22 protein-coding genes are annotated in these 18,121 nt (G+C 67.8%); 9 read left to right on the forward strand and 13 right to left on the reverse strand.

Features of this window, described 5'->3' with window-relative positions:
- Positions 1-202 precede the first annotated feature (202 nt).
- From ACFV15_RS43845 to ACFV15_RS43855, 3 genes are read left to right on the forward strand one after another with little or no spacing between them, the layout of a single operon-like run.
- Positions 203-847 carry a DedA family protein gene (locus tag ACFV15_RS43845; RefSeq protein WP_378358846.1) on the forward strand — a complete coding sequence of 215 codons (645 nt, stop codon included), beginning with the start codon at positions 203-205 and terminating at the stop codon, positions 845-847.
- Positions 825-1,697 (forward strand): formyltetrahydrofolate deformylase, encoded by an 873-nt coding sequence (purU, locus tag ACFV15_RS43850; protein WP_378358848.1) that lies wholly within the window; start codon positions 825-827, stop codon positions 1,695-1,697. Before ACFV15_RS43845 ends, purU begins: the two co-directional genes overlap by 23 nt.
- Before the next feature lie 14 nt (positions 1,698-1,711).
- Complete coding sequence (locus tag ACFV15_RS43855) at positions 1,712-2,335, forward strand: pyridoxamine 5'-phosphate oxidase family protein (RefSeq protein ID WP_378358850.1); 624 nt, start codon at positions 1,712-1,714, stop codon at positions 2,333-2,335.
- Between the two features lie 49 nt (positions 2,336-2,384).
- On the opposite strand, the gene ACFV15_RS43860 is transcribed toward ACFV15_RS43855, so the two are convergent.
- From ACFV15_RS43860 to ACFV15_RS43870, 3 genes are all read right to left on the reverse strand, one after another.
- A complete protein-coding gene (locus tag ACFV15_RS43860; protein ID WP_378358851.1) occupies positions 2,385-3,395 on the reverse strand; it encodes an NADP-dependent oxidoreductase in 1,011 nt (336 codons plus the stop codon).
- A gap of 78 nt (positions 3,396-3,473) precedes the next feature.
- Positions 3,474-3,908, reverse strand: a complete 435-nt coding sequence (locus tag ACFV15_RS43865; protein WP_378358853.1) for an SRPBCC family protein — start codon at positions 3,906-3,908, stop codon at positions 3,474-3,476.
- 67 nt (positions 3,909-3,975) lie between these two features.
- Positions 3,976-4,896 carry an ABC transporter substrate-binding protein gene (locus ACFV15_RS43870; protein ID WP_378358855.1) on the reverse strand — a complete coding sequence of 307 codons (921 nt, stop codon included), beginning with the start codon at positions 4,894-4,896 and terminating at the stop codon, positions 3,976-3,978.
- A gap of 136 nt (positions 4,897-5,032) precedes the next feature.
- Here ACFV15_RS43870 and ACFV15_RS43875 point away from each other — a divergent pair, with 136 nt between their 5' ends.
- Positions 5,033-5,722, forward strand: a complete 690-nt coding sequence (locus ACFV15_RS43875; RefSeq protein ID WP_378358857.1) for an ABC transporter permease — start codon at positions 5,033-5,035, stop codon at positions 5,720-5,722.
- A complete protein-coding gene (locus ACFV15_RS43880) occupies positions 5,719-6,435 on the forward strand; it encodes an ABC transporter permease (RefSeq protein ID WP_378358859.1) in 717 nt (238 codons plus the stop codon). The genes ACFV15_RS43875 and ACFV15_RS43880 overlap by 4 nt, the downstream gene beginning before the upstream one ends.
- Here the strand turns inward: ACFV15_RS43880 and ACFV15_RS43885 are convergent.
- The 5 genes from ACFV15_RS43885 to ACFV15_RS43905 form a co-directional block, all read right to left on the reverse strand.
- Positions 6,367-7,713, reverse strand: coding sequence for an aromatic amino acid lyase (locus ACFV15_RS43885; RefSeq protein WP_378358878.1), 1,347 nt, complete (start codon positions 7,711-7,713; stop codon positions 6,367-6,369). The genes ACFV15_RS43880 and ACFV15_RS43885 overlap by 69 nt on opposite strands.
- 64 nt (positions 7,714-7,777) lie before the next feature.
- Positions 7,778-8,323 carry a YbaK/EbsC family protein gene (locus ACFV15_RS43890; RefSeq protein WP_378358860.1) on the reverse strand — a complete coding sequence of 182 codons (546 nt, stop codon included), beginning with the start codon at positions 8,321-8,323 and terminating at the stop codon, positions 7,778-7,780.
- Positions 8,320-8,613 (reverse strand): DUF2516 family protein, encoded by a 294-nt coding sequence (locus ACFV15_RS43895; RefSeq protein ID WP_378358862.1) that lies wholly within the window; start codon positions 8,611-8,613, stop codon positions 8,320-8,322. The genes ACFV15_RS43890 and ACFV15_RS43895 overlap by 4 nt, the downstream gene beginning before the upstream one ends.
- A gap of 80 nt (positions 8,614-8,693) precedes the next feature.
- Positions 8,694-9,335, reverse strand: a complete 642-nt coding sequence (locus ACFV15_RS43900; protein WP_378358864.1) for a hypothetical protein — start codon at positions 9,333-9,335, stop codon at positions 8,694-8,696.
- Positions 9,316-9,711 (reverse strand): helix-turn-helix domain-containing protein, encoded by a 396-nt coding sequence (locus ACFV15_RS43905; protein ID WP_370950144.1) that lies wholly within the window; start codon positions 9,709-9,711, stop codon positions 9,316-9,318. Before ACFV15_RS43905 ends, ACFV15_RS43900 begins: the two co-directional genes overlap by 20 nt.
- A 140-nt stretch (positions 9,712-9,851) precedes the next feature.
- On the opposite strand from ACFV15_RS43905, the gene ACFV15_RS43910 reads away from it, so the two are divergent.
- On the forward strand, positions 9,852-10,973 hold the full coding sequence (locus ACFV15_RS43910) for a methyltransferase domain-containing protein (RefSeq protein ID WP_378358866.1): 1,122 nt from the start codon (positions 9,852-9,854) through the stop codon (positions 10,971-10,973).
- 99 nt (positions 10,974-11,072) lie between these two features.
- On the opposite strand, the gene ACFV15_RS43915 is transcribed toward ACFV15_RS43910, so the two are convergent.
- Genes ACFV15_RS43915 through ACFV15_RS43925 form a run of 3 tightly spaced genes read right to left on the reverse strand, consistent with a single transcriptional unit; the run spans position 11,073 to position 12,466 of the window.
- A complete protein-coding gene (locus ACFV15_RS43915; protein ID WP_378358867.1) occupies positions 11,073-11,696 on the reverse strand; it encodes an AAA family ATPase in 624 nt (207 codons plus the stop codon).
- A gap of 4 nt (positions 11,697-11,700) precedes the next feature.
- Positions 11,701-12,072 carry a zf-TFIIB domain-containing protein gene (locus tag ACFV15_RS43920; protein WP_378358869.1) on the reverse strand — a complete coding sequence of 124 codons (372 nt, stop codon included), beginning with the start codon at positions 12,070-12,072 and terminating at the stop codon, positions 11,701-11,703.
- A gap of 10 nt (positions 12,073-12,082) precedes the next feature.
- Positions 12,083-12,466, reverse strand: a complete 384-nt coding sequence (locus ACFV15_RS43925; RefSeq protein ID WP_378358870.1) for a VOC family protein — start codon at positions 12,464-12,466, stop codon at positions 12,083-12,085.
- An 84-nt stretch (positions 12,467-12,550) separates the two neighbouring features.
- Between ACFV15_RS43925 and ACFV15_RS43930 the strand changes: the two genes are divergently transcribed.
- The gene (locus ACFV15_RS43930; RefSeq protein ID WP_378358871.1) at positions 12,551-13,033 is read left to right on the forward strand and encodes a CGNR zinc finger domain-containing protein; all 483 of its coding nucleotides are present in this window, start codon (positions 12,551-12,553) and stop codon (positions 13,031-13,033) included.
- Positions 13,034-13,125: 92 nt separating this feature from the next.
- Here ACFV15_RS43930 and ACFV15_RS43935 read toward each other — a convergent pair whose 3' ends face one another.
- Positions 13,126-14,454, reverse strand: coding sequence for a DUF445 domain-containing protein (locus ACFV15_RS43935; RefSeq protein ID WP_378358873.1), 1,329 nt, complete (start codon positions 14,452-14,454; stop codon positions 13,126-13,128).
- Positions 14,455-14,483: 29 nt separating this feature from the next.
- On the opposite strand from ACFV15_RS43935, the gene ACFV15_RS43940 reads away from it, so the two are divergent.
- Positions 14,484-15,653 (forward strand): pyridoxal phosphate-dependent aminotransferase, encoded by a 1,170-nt coding sequence (locus tag ACFV15_RS43940; RefSeq protein WP_378358874.1) that lies wholly within the window; start codon positions 14,484-14,486, stop codon positions 15,651-15,653.
- On the opposite strand, the gene ACFV15_RS43945 is transcribed toward ACFV15_RS43940, so the two are convergent.
- A complete protein-coding gene (locus tag ACFV15_RS43945; RefSeq protein ID WP_378358880.1) occupies positions 15,650-16,192 on the reverse strand; it encodes an RNA polymerase sigma factor in 543 nt (180 codons plus the stop codon). The two genes, ACFV15_RS43940 and ACFV15_RS43945, sit on opposite strands and share 4 nt — an antisense overlap.
- 376 nt (positions 16,193-16,568) lie before the next feature.
- Between ACFV15_RS43945 and ACFV15_RS43950 the strand changes: the two genes are divergently transcribed.
- Entirely contained in the window at positions 16,569-17,534 is a 966-nt protein-coding gene (locus tag ACFV15_RS43950; RefSeq protein WP_378358876.1) for a hypothetical protein, read from the forward strand.
- Positions 17,535-18,121: the final 587 nt, after the last annotated feature.

Raw genomic sequence — 18,121 nt, forward strand, 5'->3', positions numbered from 1 at the left:
TGGGGTATGTGTTCTGTTTTCTCCAGCAATTGGGGGGTGTGGTCAGCTCTGAGCTGACGAACGCCACATTGGGGGTTCCAGAGCTGACCAAAGCCACATTGGGATTTTTTCCCAGGCGGGGCAGGCCAACGCTCACGTGGGCTTTACCTCGCGCGCCCCGTAGCGTTACCTCGAAGTGGCTTTGAGTGATCAGGCTTCGGGGGTGGAGCTGTTGGAGCAGGTCACGGAGTTGCTGCGGGGCACCGTCGACTCGCCATGGCTGTGGCTGATCGTGTTCTCGGTCGCCGGGCTCGACGCGCTGCTCCCCTTCATGCCGAGCGAGACGACCGTCGTGACCGTGGCCGTGCTCTTCGGGCCGGATCCCGAACGGCTGCTCGCGCTGGCCGTAACAGCGACCGTCGGGGCTTGGGCTGGTGACTGCCTCGGCTACGCGGTCGGCCGCGGCGCGGGCCCGAAGGCGATCGCCAGGCTCCAGAGAGGACCCAGCGGACGGCAGCGCTACGAGTGGGCCAAGGCCACAGTGGACCGGCACGCCACCATGCTCATCATCGCCGCCCGCTATGTGCCTGGCGGGCGGGTCGCGAGTGCGCTGGCGACCGGAAGTCTCGGGTACCCGTTTCGCCGGTTCGTCGCGAAGGACGCGCTCGGCGCCGGGCTCTGGGCGGTTTACAGCGTGCTGATCGGGCTGGCGGGTGGGGCGGCGTTCGCGGATGAGCCGGCGAAGGGGTTGTTGCTGTCGTTCGGGCTGGGACTGGGGCTTGTCGCGGCCGTCGAATCGGGGCGGAGGCTGGCCCGCCGACCGGCTCTGAGCTGCACGCGGAATGATGAGGGGCGTGTCTGCCCCTGAGCGTCGTTACGTCATCACCTTCGGCTGTCCCGACCGGACCGGCATCATCGCCCGGATCTCCGGGTTCCTCGCCGAGCACGGCGGATGGATCGTCGAAGCGGCCTATCACACCGATCCGGACACCGGCTGGTTCTTCACCCGCCAGGTGGTCCGCGCGGATTCGCTGCCGTTCGAGGTCGACGTGCTGCGCGAGAAGTTCGGCGCGGTGGCGGAGTCGCTTTCCGCCGAGTCGAACTGGCAGGTGAGTGACACGGGCGAGCGCAAACGGGTCGTCATCCTGGTGTCCAAAGAGGGCCACTGCCTCTACGACCTGCTGGGCCGGGTCGCCGCGGGTGAACTGGACGTCGAGATCAGCGCGGTGATCGCCAACCACCCCGACCTCGGCGACATCACGCGGGCGCACGGCATCCCGTTCCACCATGTCCCGTTCGCCGATCGCAAGGCCGAGGCCTTCGAAGAGGTGCGCAAGCTGGTGGCCGAGCACGACCCGCACGCGGTCGTGCTGGCGCGGTTCATGCAGATCCTGCCCGCCGAGCTGTGCGCGGAGTGGAGCGGGCGGGTGCTCAACATCCACCACAGCTTCCTGCCGTCGTTCATCGGCGCGCGGCCGTATCACCAGGCGTACGCGCGCGGCGTGAAGCTGGTCGGCGCGACCTGCCACTACGTCACCGCCGACCTCGACGCGGGCCCGATCATCGAGCAGGACGTCATCCGCGTCGACCACGGCGACTCGATCGCGGATATGGTCCGCAAGGGCAGGGACATCGAAAAAGTGACCCTGGCCAGGGGTTTGCGCTGGCACCTCGAGTCACGTGTCCTAGTTCACGGGAATCGGACCGTCGTTTTCTAGGTACCGTGAGCGGTATGGGGACTGTGACCGTTGTTGACACGCACGAAGCACTGACCGGCGTCATCGGCGAGGCCGCCGAAGGCGCGATCCGCAAAGACATCGGCCGCATCGACCCGCACGCGCGGACGCTGATCGAGAATTCGCCGTTCGTGCTGCTGGCGACCTCGGCCCCGGACGGCACCTGCGACGTCTCGCCTCGTGGCGACCCCGCCGGGTCGGTGCTCGTGCTGGACGAGAAGACGCTGGTGATCGCGGACCGGCCTGGCAACCACCGGGTCGACAGCTTCCGCAACATCATCGACAACCCGCACGTCGGCCTGCTGTTCCTGGTGCCGGGGATGAACGAGACCCTGCGCGTCAACGGCAGCGCCCAGCTGGTCTCGGAGGCGCCGTTCTTCGACGACCTGATCGTCAAGAACAAGCGCCCTCAGCTCGCGGTCGTCGTCACCGTGAACGAGCTGTATCTGCACTGCGCCAAGGCCTTCATGCGGTCCAGTCTCTGGAAGCCGGAGACCTGGCCTGACCGCAAGTCGCTGCCCAGCGCGGGCCGCATCTTCAAGGACCAGCTGAACATCGCGGCGGACGCCGAGGCGATCGACGCCGACTTGACCGCCCGCTCGATCGCGCACCAGTACTGAGTCGTGAGTGGTATTGCCGGTTAGAACCGGCAATACCACTCACGAGCCCTTAAACCCGGACGAGCATCTTGCCGGTGTTGGCGCCCTCAAGCATGTCGATGAACGCCTGCGGGGCGTTCTCGATGCCGTCGACGAACGTCTCCGAGTGCTTGAGCTGACCGGAAGCGACGAGCGGCGCGACCTCGGCGACGAACTTCGGCTGCAGGTCGTAGTGGTCGCCCACCAGCATGCCGGTCATGGTGAACCGCTTGGCGATGATCGTGGCGAGGTTGCGCGGCGCCGGGGTCGGCTCGGTGGCGTTGTACTGCGAGATCATGCCGCAGACGGCGATCCGGCCGTTCAGGTTCATCGAGTCGATCGCGGCTTCGAGGTGCTCACCGCCGACGTTGTCGAAGTAGACGTCGATGCCCTCGGGAGCCGCCTCGCGCAGCTGGTCGACGACGGGGCCGTCCTTGTAGTTGAACGCGGCGTCGAAGCCGAGCTCCTCCACCAGCCACTTGACCTTCTCCGGCGTGCCGGCCGAGCCGATGACCCGCTTGGCGCCGTTCAGCTTCGCGAGCTGGCCGACGATGGAACCGACCGCGCCTGCCGCGCCGGACACGAAGACGGTGTCGCCCGCCTTGAAGCCCGCGACCCGGAACAGACCGGCGTAGGCGGTCAGCCCGGTCATCCCGAGCACGCCCAGGTAGTTGGAAAGCGGGGAGACCGCACCGTCGACCTTGACCGCGGTCTTCGCGTCGATGACGGCGTGGGTGCGCCAGCCTTCGAAGTGCAGCACGTGGTCGCCGGGCTTGAAACCATCCACAGTGGACTCGACGACCTCACCGACGGCACCACCCTGCATGGCGCGGCCGAGCTCGTACGGCGCGGAGTAGGACTTGCGGTCGCTCATCCGGCCGCGCATGTACGGGTCGACACTGATCACCGAGTTGCGCACCAGGAGCTGACCTTCGCCAGGCGACGGGATCGCCGTGTTCGCGACGGTGAAATTCTCCAGCGTCGGCGCGCCGTGTGGGCGCGAAGCGAGCTGAACCTCAGTGGCCTGTGTCGGTGCGTTCACCGGTGAACTCCAGTCTTAGTAGGTGTCTCTGGAAGGTCCCAACGCACTAACCGGGGCGATCATTCCGTTTGTGACGGGCTACACAATCGCCTCGAGTTTCCCCAGCACACCGTCGTAAATCCGCTTCAGCCCACCCGGCGCGAACGTCTTCTCGAAGAAGCCGCCGATGCCGCCGGCGCCGTCCCACGTGGTCTCGATGCGCACCAGGGTGTTCGGGCCCGACTCACGCACCGACCAGGTGGTGACCATCGACGAGTTCGCGTCCGTCTCGACGAACGTGCCGGGCGCGGGCTCGGTGACCGTCGCGTCGACCGAGCGCACCCGCTTCGACGTGGCCTGCAGCTTCCAGCTCGCCTTGGTGCCCGCGCCGTGGCCGCCCTCGGTGACCGCGTAGTCGAGGTACTGCTCGGTGAGGATTTTGGGGCGCGCCTCGGCGTAGTCCGCCACCAGTGCCCGCACCTGCTCGACCGGCGCGTTGATCGTCCGCTCTGCGACGGCCGTGACCTTACCCATGAACGTTCCTTTCGATGGTCGTGAGTGTTCCCGACGGTTAGAACCGTCGGGAACACTCACGAGTCCTTTAAAGCCCCTTGGACTTCAGCCAGTCCTTGGCGACGTCGGCGGCCTGCTCGCCGTCCGAGTCGACGCGCTTGTTGAGCGTACGCAGTTCCTCGGTGGTGAGCTTCGCGCTGACCGCGTTGACGACCGTCGCGAAGTCGGCTCCGCGCTCGTCGAGCACCTTCTTGGCGACCGCGGGCACGATGTTCTCGGTCGGCACGATGCCCAGGTCATCCTGGAGCTCGGCGTAGGCGGGGTCGCCGACGAGCGGGTTGACCGAGTCGACCGTGATCACGGTGATCGAGCCGGACTTGAGCCCCGCGACACGCGGGCCCGCTTCCTGCACGGCCTGGAAGGTCGCGTTGGTCAGCTTGTAGACGTCCTGCAGGCCCTTGAAGCACGGGATGCGCTGGGCGCATTCCGGTCCGCCGCCCATGACGACCTTGTCGAGCTTCTTAAGGTCGCTGAGCGTCTTAAGACCCTTCTCCTTGGCCAAGTCGGCCTTGACGATGAAGGCGTTCTTGTTCTGCGCCGGCGCGAAGTTGAGCAGGCCGACACCCGACGGCTCGAGGAGCTTCTTGAGCTGCTCGTGCTCGGCTTCCGGGGTCTTTTCCGGCACACCGGCGAAACCGGTCTGGATCGCCGCGCCCTGGTATTCCGGGATGAACTGCAGCGAGCCCTTCTTCAGCTCGGGGTAGATCAGCTCGCGCGAGCCGAGGTTGAGCTTGCGCTCGACCGGATAGCCCTTCGACTCCAGCGCGTTCGCGTACAGCTCGGCGAGGATCTGGCTGTCGGTGAAGTTGAACGACGCCACCACGATCGGCGCGCCGCCCTTACCCTGCGCCGCGGGCGCCGGGTTGCTGTCGCCACCACCGCAAGCCGTCAAACCGAGTGCCGCCGCGGCGAACACCGCAGCGACCTTGACCGTTCGTGTCCAGCGCACGTCCACTCTCCTCTGACTTGTATCAAGGCCCCCGGACATTAGCCCTGCGTAGCGACAGAATCCACATAATGGGACCGATAGGCGTATACGTCTCAATCAACGGAATTCCCGAACTCGAACGGGGTAAGGTCGGCCGGTGCACGAGTTCTTCGTGGCCCAGAGTGGCGAGCGGCCGATCTTCGAATGGCGGTGGGTCGACCGCAACGCCGACGCCATCTTGCAGCGGTTCACCGAGCACGTCACGCTCACGGCGGCCGCGCTCGGCATCGGGCTGCTGATCGCGATCGGCCTGGCGGTGATCTCGTTGCGGTACCGCTGGTTCTACGCTTTCGCGCTCGGCGCGGCAGGCTCGCTGTACGTCATCCCGAGCCTCGGCGCGTTCGCCGTGCTGGTGCCGTTCTTCGGGTTCACCTTCACCACCGCGGTCATCCCGCTCGTGACGTACACGCTGCTGATCCTGTTGCGCAACATCGTCACCGGCATCGACCAAGTGCCGAACGAGGTCCGCGAAGCCGCGCTGGGTATGGGTTTCACCCGATCGAGGCTGCTCTGGCAGGTCGAGTTCCCGCTCGCGGTTCCGGTGATCATCGCCGGGCTGCGCGTCGCCGCGGTCACCACGATCGGCCTGGTGACGGTCACCTCGATGCTCGGCAAGGGCGGCCTCGGCTTCTTCATCCGCGCGGGCATCCAGACGACCACGCCGAACCCGACGCCGATCATCGTCGGCATCGGGCTGTCCATCCTGCTCGCGGTGGGTGTCGACCTGCTGCTGTGGCTGAGCGAACGCGCACTCGCGCCGTGGGCCAGGAAGGCGAACACCCGATGAACATCATCGACGAGACCGTGAAATGGCTCGGCGAACCGAATCGCTGGAGCTGGACGGACAAGGCAGGCATCCCGTACCGCACGGTCGAGCACCTCGAACTGTCCGTGCTGTCCCTGCTTTTGGCCGCGTTGCTGGCGATCCCGGCCGCGCTCTTCCTCGCGCACTACCGGCGCGGCGCGTTCCTGGCGGCCACCGCGGTCAACATCGGCCGCGCGATCCCGAGTTTCGGCCTGGTGGTGCTGTTCTGGTTCCTCGCAAGCCGATGGGACGTCGACACGCGCGTGCTGCCGTTGCTGGTGGCGTTGCTCGTGCTCGCGCTGCCACCGCTGTTCAGCAACACCTACGCGGGTGTGGTCCAGGTCGAGCCGGAAACGGTCGACGCCGCACGTGGCACCGGTTTCCGTGAGTGGCAGCTGATGCTGCGCGTCGAGCTCCCGCTCGCGTCGCCGGTGATCCTGGCGGGCGCGCGGGTCGCGTTCCTTCAGGTGGTCGCGACCGTGGCGATCGGCGCGATCGTCAACGACGGCGGCGGGCTCGGCCGGTACATTGTGGACGGTTTCGCGCTCGGCGCGTCCGGGCGCGGCGAGATCCTCGCGGGCGGTGTCGCGGTGGTCATCCTCGCGCTGCTCTGCGAAGGCGCGTTCTCACTCATCACCAGGTGGCTCGTGCCGCGCGGTCTGACCATGCCGCGCAATCCGCACGCTCAGTCGTGAGACGTCCACGCCGAGCGGCCGATCCTCGCTGACCGGCGGCACGTCGATCCAGGCATAGTGCTCGCGGAGTCCCGGCGCGCACTGGCCGCGGAGGTAGTACGCCTGCGAGCCCGCGATGAACTCGCAGGCCGTGATCGTCACCAGGTGCTCGACGGCCGCGCGCAGCTGCTCACCGGCCGCCCACGCAAACGCTTGCACATCCTCCTGACCTGCGGATGTGTCAATCGAGCCTAGAGTCGCCGGAGTGGCCAGCCTGCGCAACGCGTGCAGCTCGCCGACGGCCCGCTTGTGCAAAGGCGTGAGCCCCGCCTGCGGTCCGGGATCCACGGCGAGCTGGGGATTCAGCCCGCTGAATCCGGCGTCGAGCATGCGGTGCATGCGCTGGACGCTGATCTCGCCGAGGTGCACGAGCGCGGCCGTGACGGCGTCCATCCGCAGGCCGAGGTCGACGGCGTGGAACCCGGTCGTCGACACGAACTCGCCGTCGAGGAAAGCGGGCGAGTCCGACGGCCGGTCCAGGAGCACGGCCCGGCGGAGATCGTCGAGCACTCGGTCGGCATGCGCGAGCGCGCGGGGCCCGACGCGCACGGAAATGGGCGCCTGCACCAGATCCCGCACCTGGCCGCCGTCGGTCAACGCCGTCAGCGCGACCAGGCGTTCGCGCAGGAACTCATCGTCACCGGCCAGTTCGGGTGCGTAGATGCCGCGTGGCGCGCCGAGCACGTCGACGGCGACCGCCGCGGCCGTGAGCTGCAGATCGACGATCCGGCCGGCTTCGTCGCCGCGCAGGACCGCGTGCGTGACGGCCAGCGGCGAGCCCTGCAGGAGGCTGATGCCTTCCTTCGGTCCCAGCTCGAAGTCCAGCTCGGCGAAGGCATGCGCGAGCGGGATGATCTCCCCCGCGCTGCCGAGCCCGAAGCGGGGCACGTTCGGCAGATAGCCGTTGTTGAGGTGGTCCGCGAGCGCTTGGATCAGCTCGACGCTGCCCCCGGCCGACGGCGCGAGCAGGTCGCGCACCCGCACCGCGAGCAGCGCACGGACGTCGCGTTCCGGCAGCCATGGCGGGCCGCCGACAGCGCGACCGAGTAGCAGATTCCGTTGGTGGACAGCCTGTTGCTCGACGGTCAGCCGCACTCCGGCGAGCCGTCCCATGCCGGTGTTGACCCCGTAGACGGGCCGGTCGCCGTCCAGCGCCTTGAGCAACCGCTCGCGGTTGGCCTTGACCTCGCCGAGGTCGCCCAGCGTGAGCGGTGCGCCGTCGGCGATCGCCAGGATCATCTCCGGAGTCATCGGTACGGCAGCATGATTCCGGCGTCGGAGCGGTAGCGCGGCCAGACCCGCGTCACAAAGCCAGGCCCTCGATGACCTCGGCGCCGGGCAGCGCGGCCAGCACATGACCGGGTACCAGCAGTTTGCTGCCACGGATCCCGCTGCCGATGACCAGCTCGGGTGCTTCGGCGACGGCCTTGTCGATCAGGATCGGCCAGGCTTCCGGCAGCCCGACCGGCGTGATGCCGCCGTAGGCCATCCCGGTGAGCTCGACGGCCTCGGCCATCGGCGCGAACGAGGCCTTGCGCACGTCGAGCCTGCGCTTGATCACGCCGTTGACGTCGGCGCGGGTGGTCGCCAGCACCAAGGCGGCGGCGAAGCGCACCTCACCGGCGCGCTTGCCCGCGATGACGACGCAGTTCGCCGACGCGGACAGCGGCGTCTCGTACGCCTCACAGAAGGCAGCGGTGTCGGCCAGGTCCGGGTCGATCTCCGCGACGCCGAGCGCGTCGGGGTCCGGCAGCGCGGCGAGCGCCTTCGCGACCGGGTCGGCCAGCAGTTCGGGGTGCTTCGAGGCGGGCTCGACGGTCAGCTTGCCCGCGATGGTCCAGGTGCTCACCAGTTTCGACCGCCGCGCTGCACCTCGATCAGCTTCGGCCGCACGTCGACCAGGTAGACGAGCGCCGCGACCAGTCCGGCCAGCCAGAACAGGCTGCCGGGGCCGAAGAAGTCGAACAGCACCATCGCGGCCAGTCCGGCGCCGGTGATCCCCATCCAGACCGGCTTCGTCTTGCGGTCGGCGGCGGAGTACGCGTCCGCCCGCTGCAACAGGGCGTGCACGAACGCGAAAAGACCGGCGAGCGCACCGGCCCACCGGATGATGTTCACGATCCACATGGCGACAAGCACGAGTTCAGGGTACGTGATTGCCACGAAACGGACCGGCCCCGCACCTGGGGAGGTGCGGGGCCGGTCCGTTCAGCCGAGATTTACTTCTCGTCCTTCGCGGCGGCCGGCTTCTTGGCGGCGGTCGCGGGGGTGGTGGTGCGGCGGGTGGTGCTCGCCGAACGCGGGGCGGTCTTGGCGGTGGACTTCGCCGGGCCGGTGGTGGCGGCCTCGTCCGACTTGGTCTCGGTGGCCGGAGCCGCCTCGACGGTCTTCTCCTCGCGGGGGCGGCCGGTCACCTTGGCGATGACGTCCTCGACGCGCTCACGGGCTTCGGTGGTGACGTCCTCGACGCGACCCTGCGCGGTCTGGAGGGCCTCCTCGAGCTGCTCGATGGCCTTCTTGACCTGGGGCTGCTCGACGAGCTTGTCCCACGCCTGCTCGCCGGACTCGGCCAGCTTGTTGTACAGCTTCAGCGCGGCTTCGGTGTACTCGTCGATGACCTTGCGGAGCTCGGCAGGGCTGACCTTCTCGCGGAGCTGCTGCACCTCGGTGGGGAGCTCTTCGATGTTCTTCTTGACGGTCTCGCGGTTCTCGGCGGCCTTCTCCTTGGCCTTGCCGACGGCGTCGACGACGGCCTTGCTGGCGAGGTTACCGGCGCCGAGGGCGGCCAGCAGCGAGGTGCGGAACTGGTCGACGGCGGTGTTGACGGCCTTGCGAACGTCTTCAGTCTTGGGGGTGGTCATGGTTTTCACTCCTCGTTTGGGGGTCTTTGGATGCTGCGTTTTCACGGCGGAACGACTCGTAGATGTCAAGCAGAACCTGCTTCTGCCGCTCGGAAAGCTCCTCGGCGGCACGGATCGCGTCACCGACGGGGCCGCCGGTGGGCAGATCCAGGATTCCGGCCTGCACATAGAGTGCTTCGGCTGAAATCCGCAGGCCCTTGGCGATCTGCTGCAAGATCTCGGCGCTGGGCTTGCGTACACCGCGCTCGATCTGACTCAAGTACGGGTTGGACACGCCGGCGAGTTTTGACAGCTGCCGCAACGAAATCTTCGCGTTGCTGCGCTGTTGCTTGATGTACTCACCGATGTCACGACCGATGTCGGCGACCTTCTCCATGGGCCCGTGAGCCTCATTCTGTTCCGCCATCTTCGCCTCATCTCCTCGCGACAACAACGACGTTACGCCCGAGTGCTAGCTATTGCAAGCAGACTGCTTGCAGAACCGCTGTGTCTTGCGCCACGCCGTAACCTGGCCTTATGTCCGATGCCGCGAGACTGAGGCGCAAGCTCGTACGGCGGCTACGTGAGGACGGCGCGCTCACCGACCCGCGCTGGGCCGCCGCCTTCCGCACCGTGCCCCGCCATCTCTTCCTCCCCCGTTTCTTTGTGACACAAGGGGAAAACTGGGACGCGATGGACGAGGGCGACCCAGGCTGGCTGGCCCGCTGCTACGCCGACGAAGTGCTCGTCACCCAGCTCGACGACGACTCTTCCTTGTGGCACAAGGCCCGCGAGACCGGACCGGTGCCCGGCGTGCCCACCTGTTCGTCCAGCATGCCGGGGATCATGGCGATCATGCTCGAAGCGCTGGAGACCTCATATGGGGACCGCGTGCTCGAGGTCGGCACCGGCACGGGCTACAACGCGGCACTGTTGTGCCATGCACTGGGCTCGGCAGCAGTGTCCACAATAGACATTGACGCCGGACTGGTCGATGAGGCTTCGGCACACCTGACCTCGGCGGGTTACCAACCCGTGTGCGCGGTGACCGATGGGCGGCAAGGGTTTCCCGCGCGGGCACCGTTCGACCGGGTGCTGTGCACATGCGCGGTCTCCTCGATCCCGCCCGCCTGGCTGGAGCAGACGGTGCCGGGCGGCCTGATCGTGACGACACTGCACCGGCCACTGGGCGCCGGTCTCGTGCGCATCGTCGCGGGCGCCGGCGCGACCGGCGAAGGCCGAGTGCTCGCCCGCGACGGCCGTTTCATGCCACTGCGCGCCCACCGCGGCGCGCGACCTTCGCTGCTACTGGACGCCATCGACGGCCCCGGCTCCTTCTCGGCGACGTCGTTGCAGCTCAACGCGGTGACACGGCCGTCGAGCCCGTTCGAGTTCTTCGCGGGGCTCGCGCTGCCCGGCGTGCTGCCGTACGCGGACTACCTGCTGCACCCGGACGGCTCCTGGGCTCGCCACCACGGCGACTCCGTCGAACAAGGCGGCCCGCGACGCCTCTGGGACGAGGTACTCGCCGCTCATGCCGAGTGGACGGACCTGGGCGAACCCCGGCGATCCCGCTTCGGCCTCACCGTGACCCCGACGACCCAGGACTTCTGGCTGGACTCACCCGAGAGCCCCCACCGCTGGCCGATCCACCCCTAGAAAAAATCCCAATGCGGCATTCGTCAGGTTTCAGCACGCCAATGTGGCTTTCGTCAGCTCTGAGCTGACGAAAGCCACATTGGGATTTTTTTCCCCGGGTCAGAGGTGCTTGCGGATCCAGGCTTCGGCGTGGTCGACCGAGTCGTCGAGGGTCGCGTGGGTGGTGTTGAAGAGGTCCATCGGCGGGGTGGTGCGGGCGCCTTCGCGGTGGATCCAGTCGTTGAACTCCAGCATCTCGTCGATGCGGGACTCGTCGTTCCAGCCACGCCATTCCGGTCGCGCGCGCAGTCGGGTTCGCAGCGCGCCGGAGTCGCCGATCAGCGCCAGGTAGTGGATTTCCGAGAAGAACACCCGCTCCGGACGCGACTCGAGTTCTGCGGGCAGGACCGTTCCGCAGAGCACGACCGGGCGGCCGCTCTGGTGGATCATCGCGGCCATCCGCAGCCAGACCGAGCGGAAGCGGGGGTGCCCGTCGACGTCGTTGCGCAGCCCGCCGACCCACAAGACGTCCTGCTCGAGCAGCACGACCTCGTCGGCGAGGCGTGAGGCCAGCCGAGGGCCGACGGTGGACTTGCCCGCGCCGCTCGGGCCGGTCAGCGCGAACAGCGGCAACCGGCGGAACGGCCAGCGGTGCCCGCAGACCGCGCACACCAGCACCGCGCCCTCGGCGACCGGGTACTCGGCCCGGTCGCCGCAGGCGGGACAGATTTTGAGATCGAGCACGTGTCTAGTCGAACAGATCCTCGAGGAAGCTCTTGCGGCGCTTGGGCGCGCCGTGCCCGCCTCGGTAGCCCTTGGGCGAGTCGGGGTAGCCGTGGCCGCCTCGGTAACCCTTGGGCGAGTCCGGGTAGCCGTGGCCGCCCCGGTAGCCCTTCGGCGAATCCGCGTAGCCGCCGTGCTGCTGGTAGTGCTGCGTGGGCGGCGGCTGGTACGCCGGGGGCGGCGGGACCTGGTTGCCGTAGTACGAGGCCTCTGCGCCGGCGATCTGCTCAAGCTCACCGCGGTCGAGGAAGATGCCGCGGCATCCTTCGCACTGCTCGATGGCGACACCGTTCTTGGAGACGGTGCGCATGACGTTTTGACACTTCGGACAAATCACACATCACAGGCTACGCATATTCGACGCCGCATGCGCAGAGGCAGAACGGATGCCCCGCGGGATCCGCGTAGACCCGGAACGTCTCCGGCTTGTCGTCGAGCAGCTTGGCGCCGAGCGAGAGCACGCGCTCGTGCGCGGCCTCCATGTCGGTGACGTCGAGGTCGAGGTGCGCCTGCTGTGGATTCTCCTGCGACGGCCAGTCCGGCGCGCGATAGTCGTCGACGCGCTGGAACTCCAGCCGCGAGCCACCCGCCGGGTTGGTCAGTGTGACCCAGTGGCCGTCCGCGGCCGCCTGGGGCGACGGCCAGTCGAGCAGCGAGCGGTAGAACTCGGCGAGTGCCGCCGGGTCGGGACAGTCGTAGACGTAGCCGCCGAACGTGGGGACCGCGGACATCGAATCTCCTCCTCATAACCGGTCAACTCAGTATGGGAGTTAGCTCAACAGGGCGCAACCGGTGTCCGGCTTACACTGGTTTCCATGAACGACGACGCTTCACTCGTGGTCGAGTTCCTCAACACGGTGAACGTCGAGGAGAACACCGACGAGCTGGCCACGGCTGCGACGTGGCACGCCTGGGCCGCCAAGCACGGTCTGCGCCCCGGCCCGCTCGCGGAGGCTCGCGAAGCCCGCCACGCGCTGCGCGCGGCCGTCGGCGATCCGCGGCTGAGCCCGCGCGAACTCCGCGTGCCACTGCATGCCGAACTCGGTCAGGCAGGCCCACGCCTCGCCGCAGAGGACGTCGTCGCCGCCGTGCTCGCGGCGGCCACCCGGCTCGCGGTGCTCGGCGAGTGGGCCAGGCTCAAGATCTGCCCGGCCGACGACTGCCTGTGGGCCTTCTTCGACAACTCCCGCAACCGCTCGCGCACCTGGTGCTCGATGCGGGTCTGCGGCAACCGTGAAAAAGCACGCGCCTGGCGGGCCCGTGGGGATGGCCGACCACAACCTGTGGACAGTCGCTAGGCCATCACGGTCAAATGCTGTGGACAACCCTAGGGATAACTCAACTTCCTGTGGACAACTCCGCAGCACGGCCGAACCGTGTGCTATAGGGCTCAGAACAGCAGGTGGGCCACCGAATAGATGGCCAAACCGGCCAGCGCGCCGACCACCGTGCCGTTGATCCTGATGAACTGGAGGTCGCGGCCGACCTGAAGTTCGATCTTCCGCGAGGTTTCCTCGGCGTCCCAACGCTCCACTGTGTCGGTGATGATCGTGGTGATCTCACGCGAGTAGTGCGTGACCAGGTAGGCCGCCGCGCCCTCCAGCCAGCCGTCCACCTTGGAGCGCATGGCGTCGTCGTCGATCAGCCGCTGCCCGACCGAGCGCAGGCCCTCGCGCATGCGTTTGCGCAGCTCGCTCGACGGGTCTTCGGCCGCGGCCAGCAGCATCTCCTTCATCGACGCCCACGCGGTGCCGATCAGCTTCTGCACCTCGCCGTGCTGGATGACCTGCGACTTCACCTGCTCGGCGCGCGCCATCACGTCCGGGTCGGTCTGCAGGTCCTGTGCGAACTCGCCGAGGAACTTGTCCAGCGTCAGCCGCATCGGGTGGTTGACGTCGGTCTTCACCGCCCAGGCGAACGACAGGACCTCGCCGTAGACCTTGTCGGCCAGCATCTCGTCGACGAACTTCGGCGACCACGTCGGCGCGCGGTCGGAGACGACCCGCAGCATGGTCGAGTGGTTGTCGCGGACCCATTCGTACGCGCGGTCGCACATCAGGTCGACGAGCTTGTGGTGCGAGCCGTCCTCGAAGATCCCGGCGAGCACCTTGCCCAGCGGCGGGCCCCACGGCGGGCCGACGACGCGGCGCACGATCGCCTGCTCCAAGATCGCCTGGACGTCCTCGTCGCGCAGCACCTTCACGGCGGCGCGCATGGCGTTCGCGATCTCGTGCGACGCGCGCTCGGCGTTCTCCGGCCGCGCGATCCACTCGCCGAGCCTGGTCGCGACCTGGACCCGCCGCACCTTGTCCCGCACCACGGCCTCGGACAGGAAGTTCTGGCTCACGAAGTCGCCGAGACTGTTGCCCAGCACGTCCTTCTTGTGCGGGATGATCGCGGTGTGCGGGATCTTGATGCCGAGCGGATGGCGGAACAACGCCGTCACGGCGAACCAGTCGGCCAGCGCGCCGACCATGCCGGCTTCGGCGGCCGCACGCACGTACTCGACCCAGTTCGGCCAGCCCTGCGCGAGCCCCCAGCTGGTCACCAGGAAGATCACCGACGCGCCGACCAGGAACGACAGCGCGACGAGTTTCATCTTGCGCAGCGCGCGCCGTTTCTCCTCCTCGGCGGCACTTCCGCCGGGGGGATCGGCCAAGCGCGTGGTGCCGCCCGTGAGCTGCCGGGGCTCGGCCTTACCGTTGGTCAGTTGCTCCACGCCGCCATTGTCCGTGAGGATTGCCGATCGTGCGCGAACCTGCTCTAGTACCCCGCCTCCAGCCGTTCACTTCGACGATCTTCGCGGAGATGACCGCGCTCGCCGTCAAGCACGACGCCGTCAACCTCGGCCAGGGCTTCCCGGACACCGACGGCCCGGAAAAGATGCTCAAAGCAGCACAAAAGGCCCTGTTTGGCGGGCTCAACCAGTACCCGCCCGGCCCCGGCCGCCAGGAGCTGCGCGAGGCCATCGCCAAGCACCGGGCCGGGCGCTACGGGATCGAGTACGACCCGAACACCGAGATCCTCGTCACCGCGGGCGCCACCGAGGCGATCGCGGCGACGCTGATCGCGCTGACCGAGACCGGCGACGAGGTCGTCGTCATCGAGCCGTACTACGACTCGTACACCGCCGCGGTCGCCATGGCCGGCGCGACGCGACGTGTGGTCTCGCTCGTGGAGAGCGCCGATGGCCGGTTCGCGCTCGACCTCGAAGCCGTCCGCGCGGCCATCACGCCCGCGACGCGCGCGATCCTCGCCAACTCTCCGCACAACCCGACCGGCACCGTGTTCACGAAGCAGGAGCTGGACGGCCTCGCGAAGCTCTGCGTCGAGCACGACCTGATCGCCATCACCGACGAGGTCTACGAGCACCTGACCTTCGACGAGGCCGAGCACTTCCCGCTCGCCGGGTTCCCAGGGATGCGCGACCGCACGGTCTCGATCTCGAGCGCGGGCAAGTCGTTCAACTGCACCGGATGGAAGATCGGCTGGCTCTGCTCGTCACCTGAGCTGGTCGCCGCGGTCAAGGCGGCGAAGCAGTTCATCACCTTCGTCTCGGGCGGACCGCTGCAGCCCGCCGTGGCGTACGCGCTCGAAGAGGAACTGGACTGGGTCGAGATCCTGCGCGGCAGCCTGATGGCCAAGCGCGACCGGCTCTCCGCCGGGCTCGCCGAAGCCGGTTTCGCGGTGCGGAAGACCGAGGGCACTTACTTCGTCTGCGCGGACGTCCGGCCGCTCGGCTTCACCGACGCGGCGGAGCTGGCGTACCAGCTGCCCGAGCGCGTCGGGGTCGCCGCGGTCCCCGTAAAGGTGTTCACGGATCACCCGGACGAGTGGAAACACCTCTTGCGTTTCGCCTTCTGCAAAGAAGACTCGGTACTCGACGAAGCGATCGAACGGCTGCATAAACTCGGCTAATCGAAACCTTCTGTGACCAATAGGTGACGGAGACGATCCAGGCATCTTCGGCGGAGCGGGCCGACGCTGCCTGGACGTATTCCCAGCTCAGTGGCGATTTCTTGCTGGGTCAGCTCGGGATAGTGGGCCAGCAGCCACATCAGCGCCCGCGACCGGCGCGGCAGGCTGGCGACGGCGTTCCACAGCATTTTGTCACGCTCAGTGAGCAAAATCAGCTGCTCGGGCGACGCGGCGGCGAGCTCGGCCCGACACGCCAGTGGGACGTCCGACCGGCGCTTCATCACCCGACGGTGGGCGCACCGCCTGGCGGCCGTCGCGAGCCAGCCTGGCAGCCGCTCCGGATGGTCGAGCGAACACCGTTTACCGACGAGTGCGAGCCACGCGTCCTGACAGACATCTCGCACGTCGGCGTCACACAAGGTGGACGCGTGCGCGGCGTTACGAACGACTACGGAGAGGCTTCGGACCAACGCGGTCCACGCCGTTTGGTCTCCTGCCGACGCCAAACGGACCAACCGCCCGAGATCTCGATTCAGCATGCGAAAACCGCCCTCCGCCGTCCGGAAGGACCAGCCGTTCTGGCCACTTTCCGCGACTGAGACGGCACGCACGGGCGCGAAGATCCGCGAAAACTCAGGTCAAGCGCCATTTGAGTAATTACCCTCAGGCACGAATGGCCGCAGTCCCGCCCACCGAGGCCAACCCAGAGTGATCAACTTCTCGCCCTGCGCCACCGGAGCCGGTACGTCCGTTCCGCCTTACGGGGTGGATCGAACGCGATCGAGGTGAAACACTCGCCTGCGATGCTAGAAAGAGTGCAGCCCCGGGGGAACTGCGACCTGGCCAGATGAGACCCCAGCAAGATCGACTCGGGCGATGATCGCCTGAGTTCAGGCCCGGACGGTGGTGGTGGCGGTGAGTGGCACGAACTCCGTGTCCCGCTCCGGTCGCGTGCTGCCCTCGATCCTGCTGGCGGGTGGCCTGACCGCCGCCGCGTGGTTGCTCGGCGCGGTGCTCAGCACCTCGGCTTCGGCCGAGGAAGCGCCCGGCACCACAGCCGGCATCTCGGAAACCGTCGCGGCCGCCGAAAGCGCCCCGGACACCGAGGTGACCAAGACCCCGACGGCCAAGCCGGCGGCGCTGTCCAAAGAAGAGCCGGCGGCCGCTCCCGTCGAGACGTTCTCCGTCCAGAGCAACACTCCTGAGCCCGCGCCCGCCCCCGCACCACGCAAGAAGACGCCCACCGGCGGCGGCTTGCTCGGCGGTCTGCTGGGCACCGTGCTCAACGTGGTCACCGACACCGTCGGCACCGTGACCAACGTCGTCGACGACGTGCTCACCCCTGGCCGCCAGATCGACCCGGACTGCCCGGAACCGCTGCCGCTCGACGGCGTCGGCAAGGCCATCCTCCCGATACTCGGCAACGACCAGCCGACCCACAGCGGCACCAGCGCGACCGTCTCGGTCACCGTCACCCGCCCAGCGGCCGAGACGGCCGTGGCGGCCACCGCCCCCGAGAACCCGCCTGCCGCCCCGGAAACGGCCACCGCGGCCCGGGTGTCCACAGTGGTCAACCCGGCCGCCCACACCGTCCAATCGCGCCAGTCGGCCGGTAAGACGGCCAAGAGCGACCAGCAGGCGAACGTCAAAGCGGGCGGTTCGAGCGGCGGCGGCCAGCTCCCGACCGCGCCCAGCGCTCCCCTGACCCCCACCGGCACCGTCACCGCGGGCCATGACTCCGCAGGCGGCGCCCGCCACCAGCTGGCCGTGCTGACCTCCGACACGAACACCACTCAGCTTCGGCTGATCGGCACCAGTCTCGACCACGAGGTCGACGGTGCTGGCAGAGACGCAGCTCTGCCGACCACGTCACCTGACTGACGCCAGCCCCCTTTCCAGGGAGAGCCGCGTCCAAAACAAGATCAACTTCGCCGCTTTCCCATTTGTCTGAACGTTTCCCATGCGTTTGACAGGGGCTTCTCCATGCGTGCACACACCAGACTTCCCGATCGGCCGACCGCGCCTGGCCGCTTCGGGCACTGGTCCTGGCACCGCGATGCCCCCGCGGTGCCAGGACCACCATCGGGTGCGCTTCGGATGTTCGTACTCACCGCGCCGAGCACGAACTCCACCCCGATCCGCACCTGAGCGTCGGCACCCTGCCGGGCATATCGAGGGGCTTTGCCTGGCAGACCGCCGTCGCGCGGCCGGTGCGCTGGATGATTCAACGCCGTAGTACCTCCCTGGAGCTGCGGACCTTCATCCGGCGCACCGGCCGTTTTTCTTGCCACGTAAGGTCTCGCCCGTGTACCTCCACTGCTGCTCGGCCTGCGCGCGGGGTGGCGATGTGAACGGCGCTTTCACAACGCTCAACCTGGATCCACCGAGGATCTTGGTGGGTTGATCGTGTCGTGGACGCGCAGATGCCCTCTGACTTGGGATGATTGTTCTTGCGAAGGAATCAATCG

The organism is Amycolatopsis sp. NPDC059657 (assembly GCF_042734395.1).
Classification (GTDB): Bacteria; Actinomycetota; Actinomycetes; order Mycobacteriales; family Pseudonocardiaceae; genus Amycolatopsis.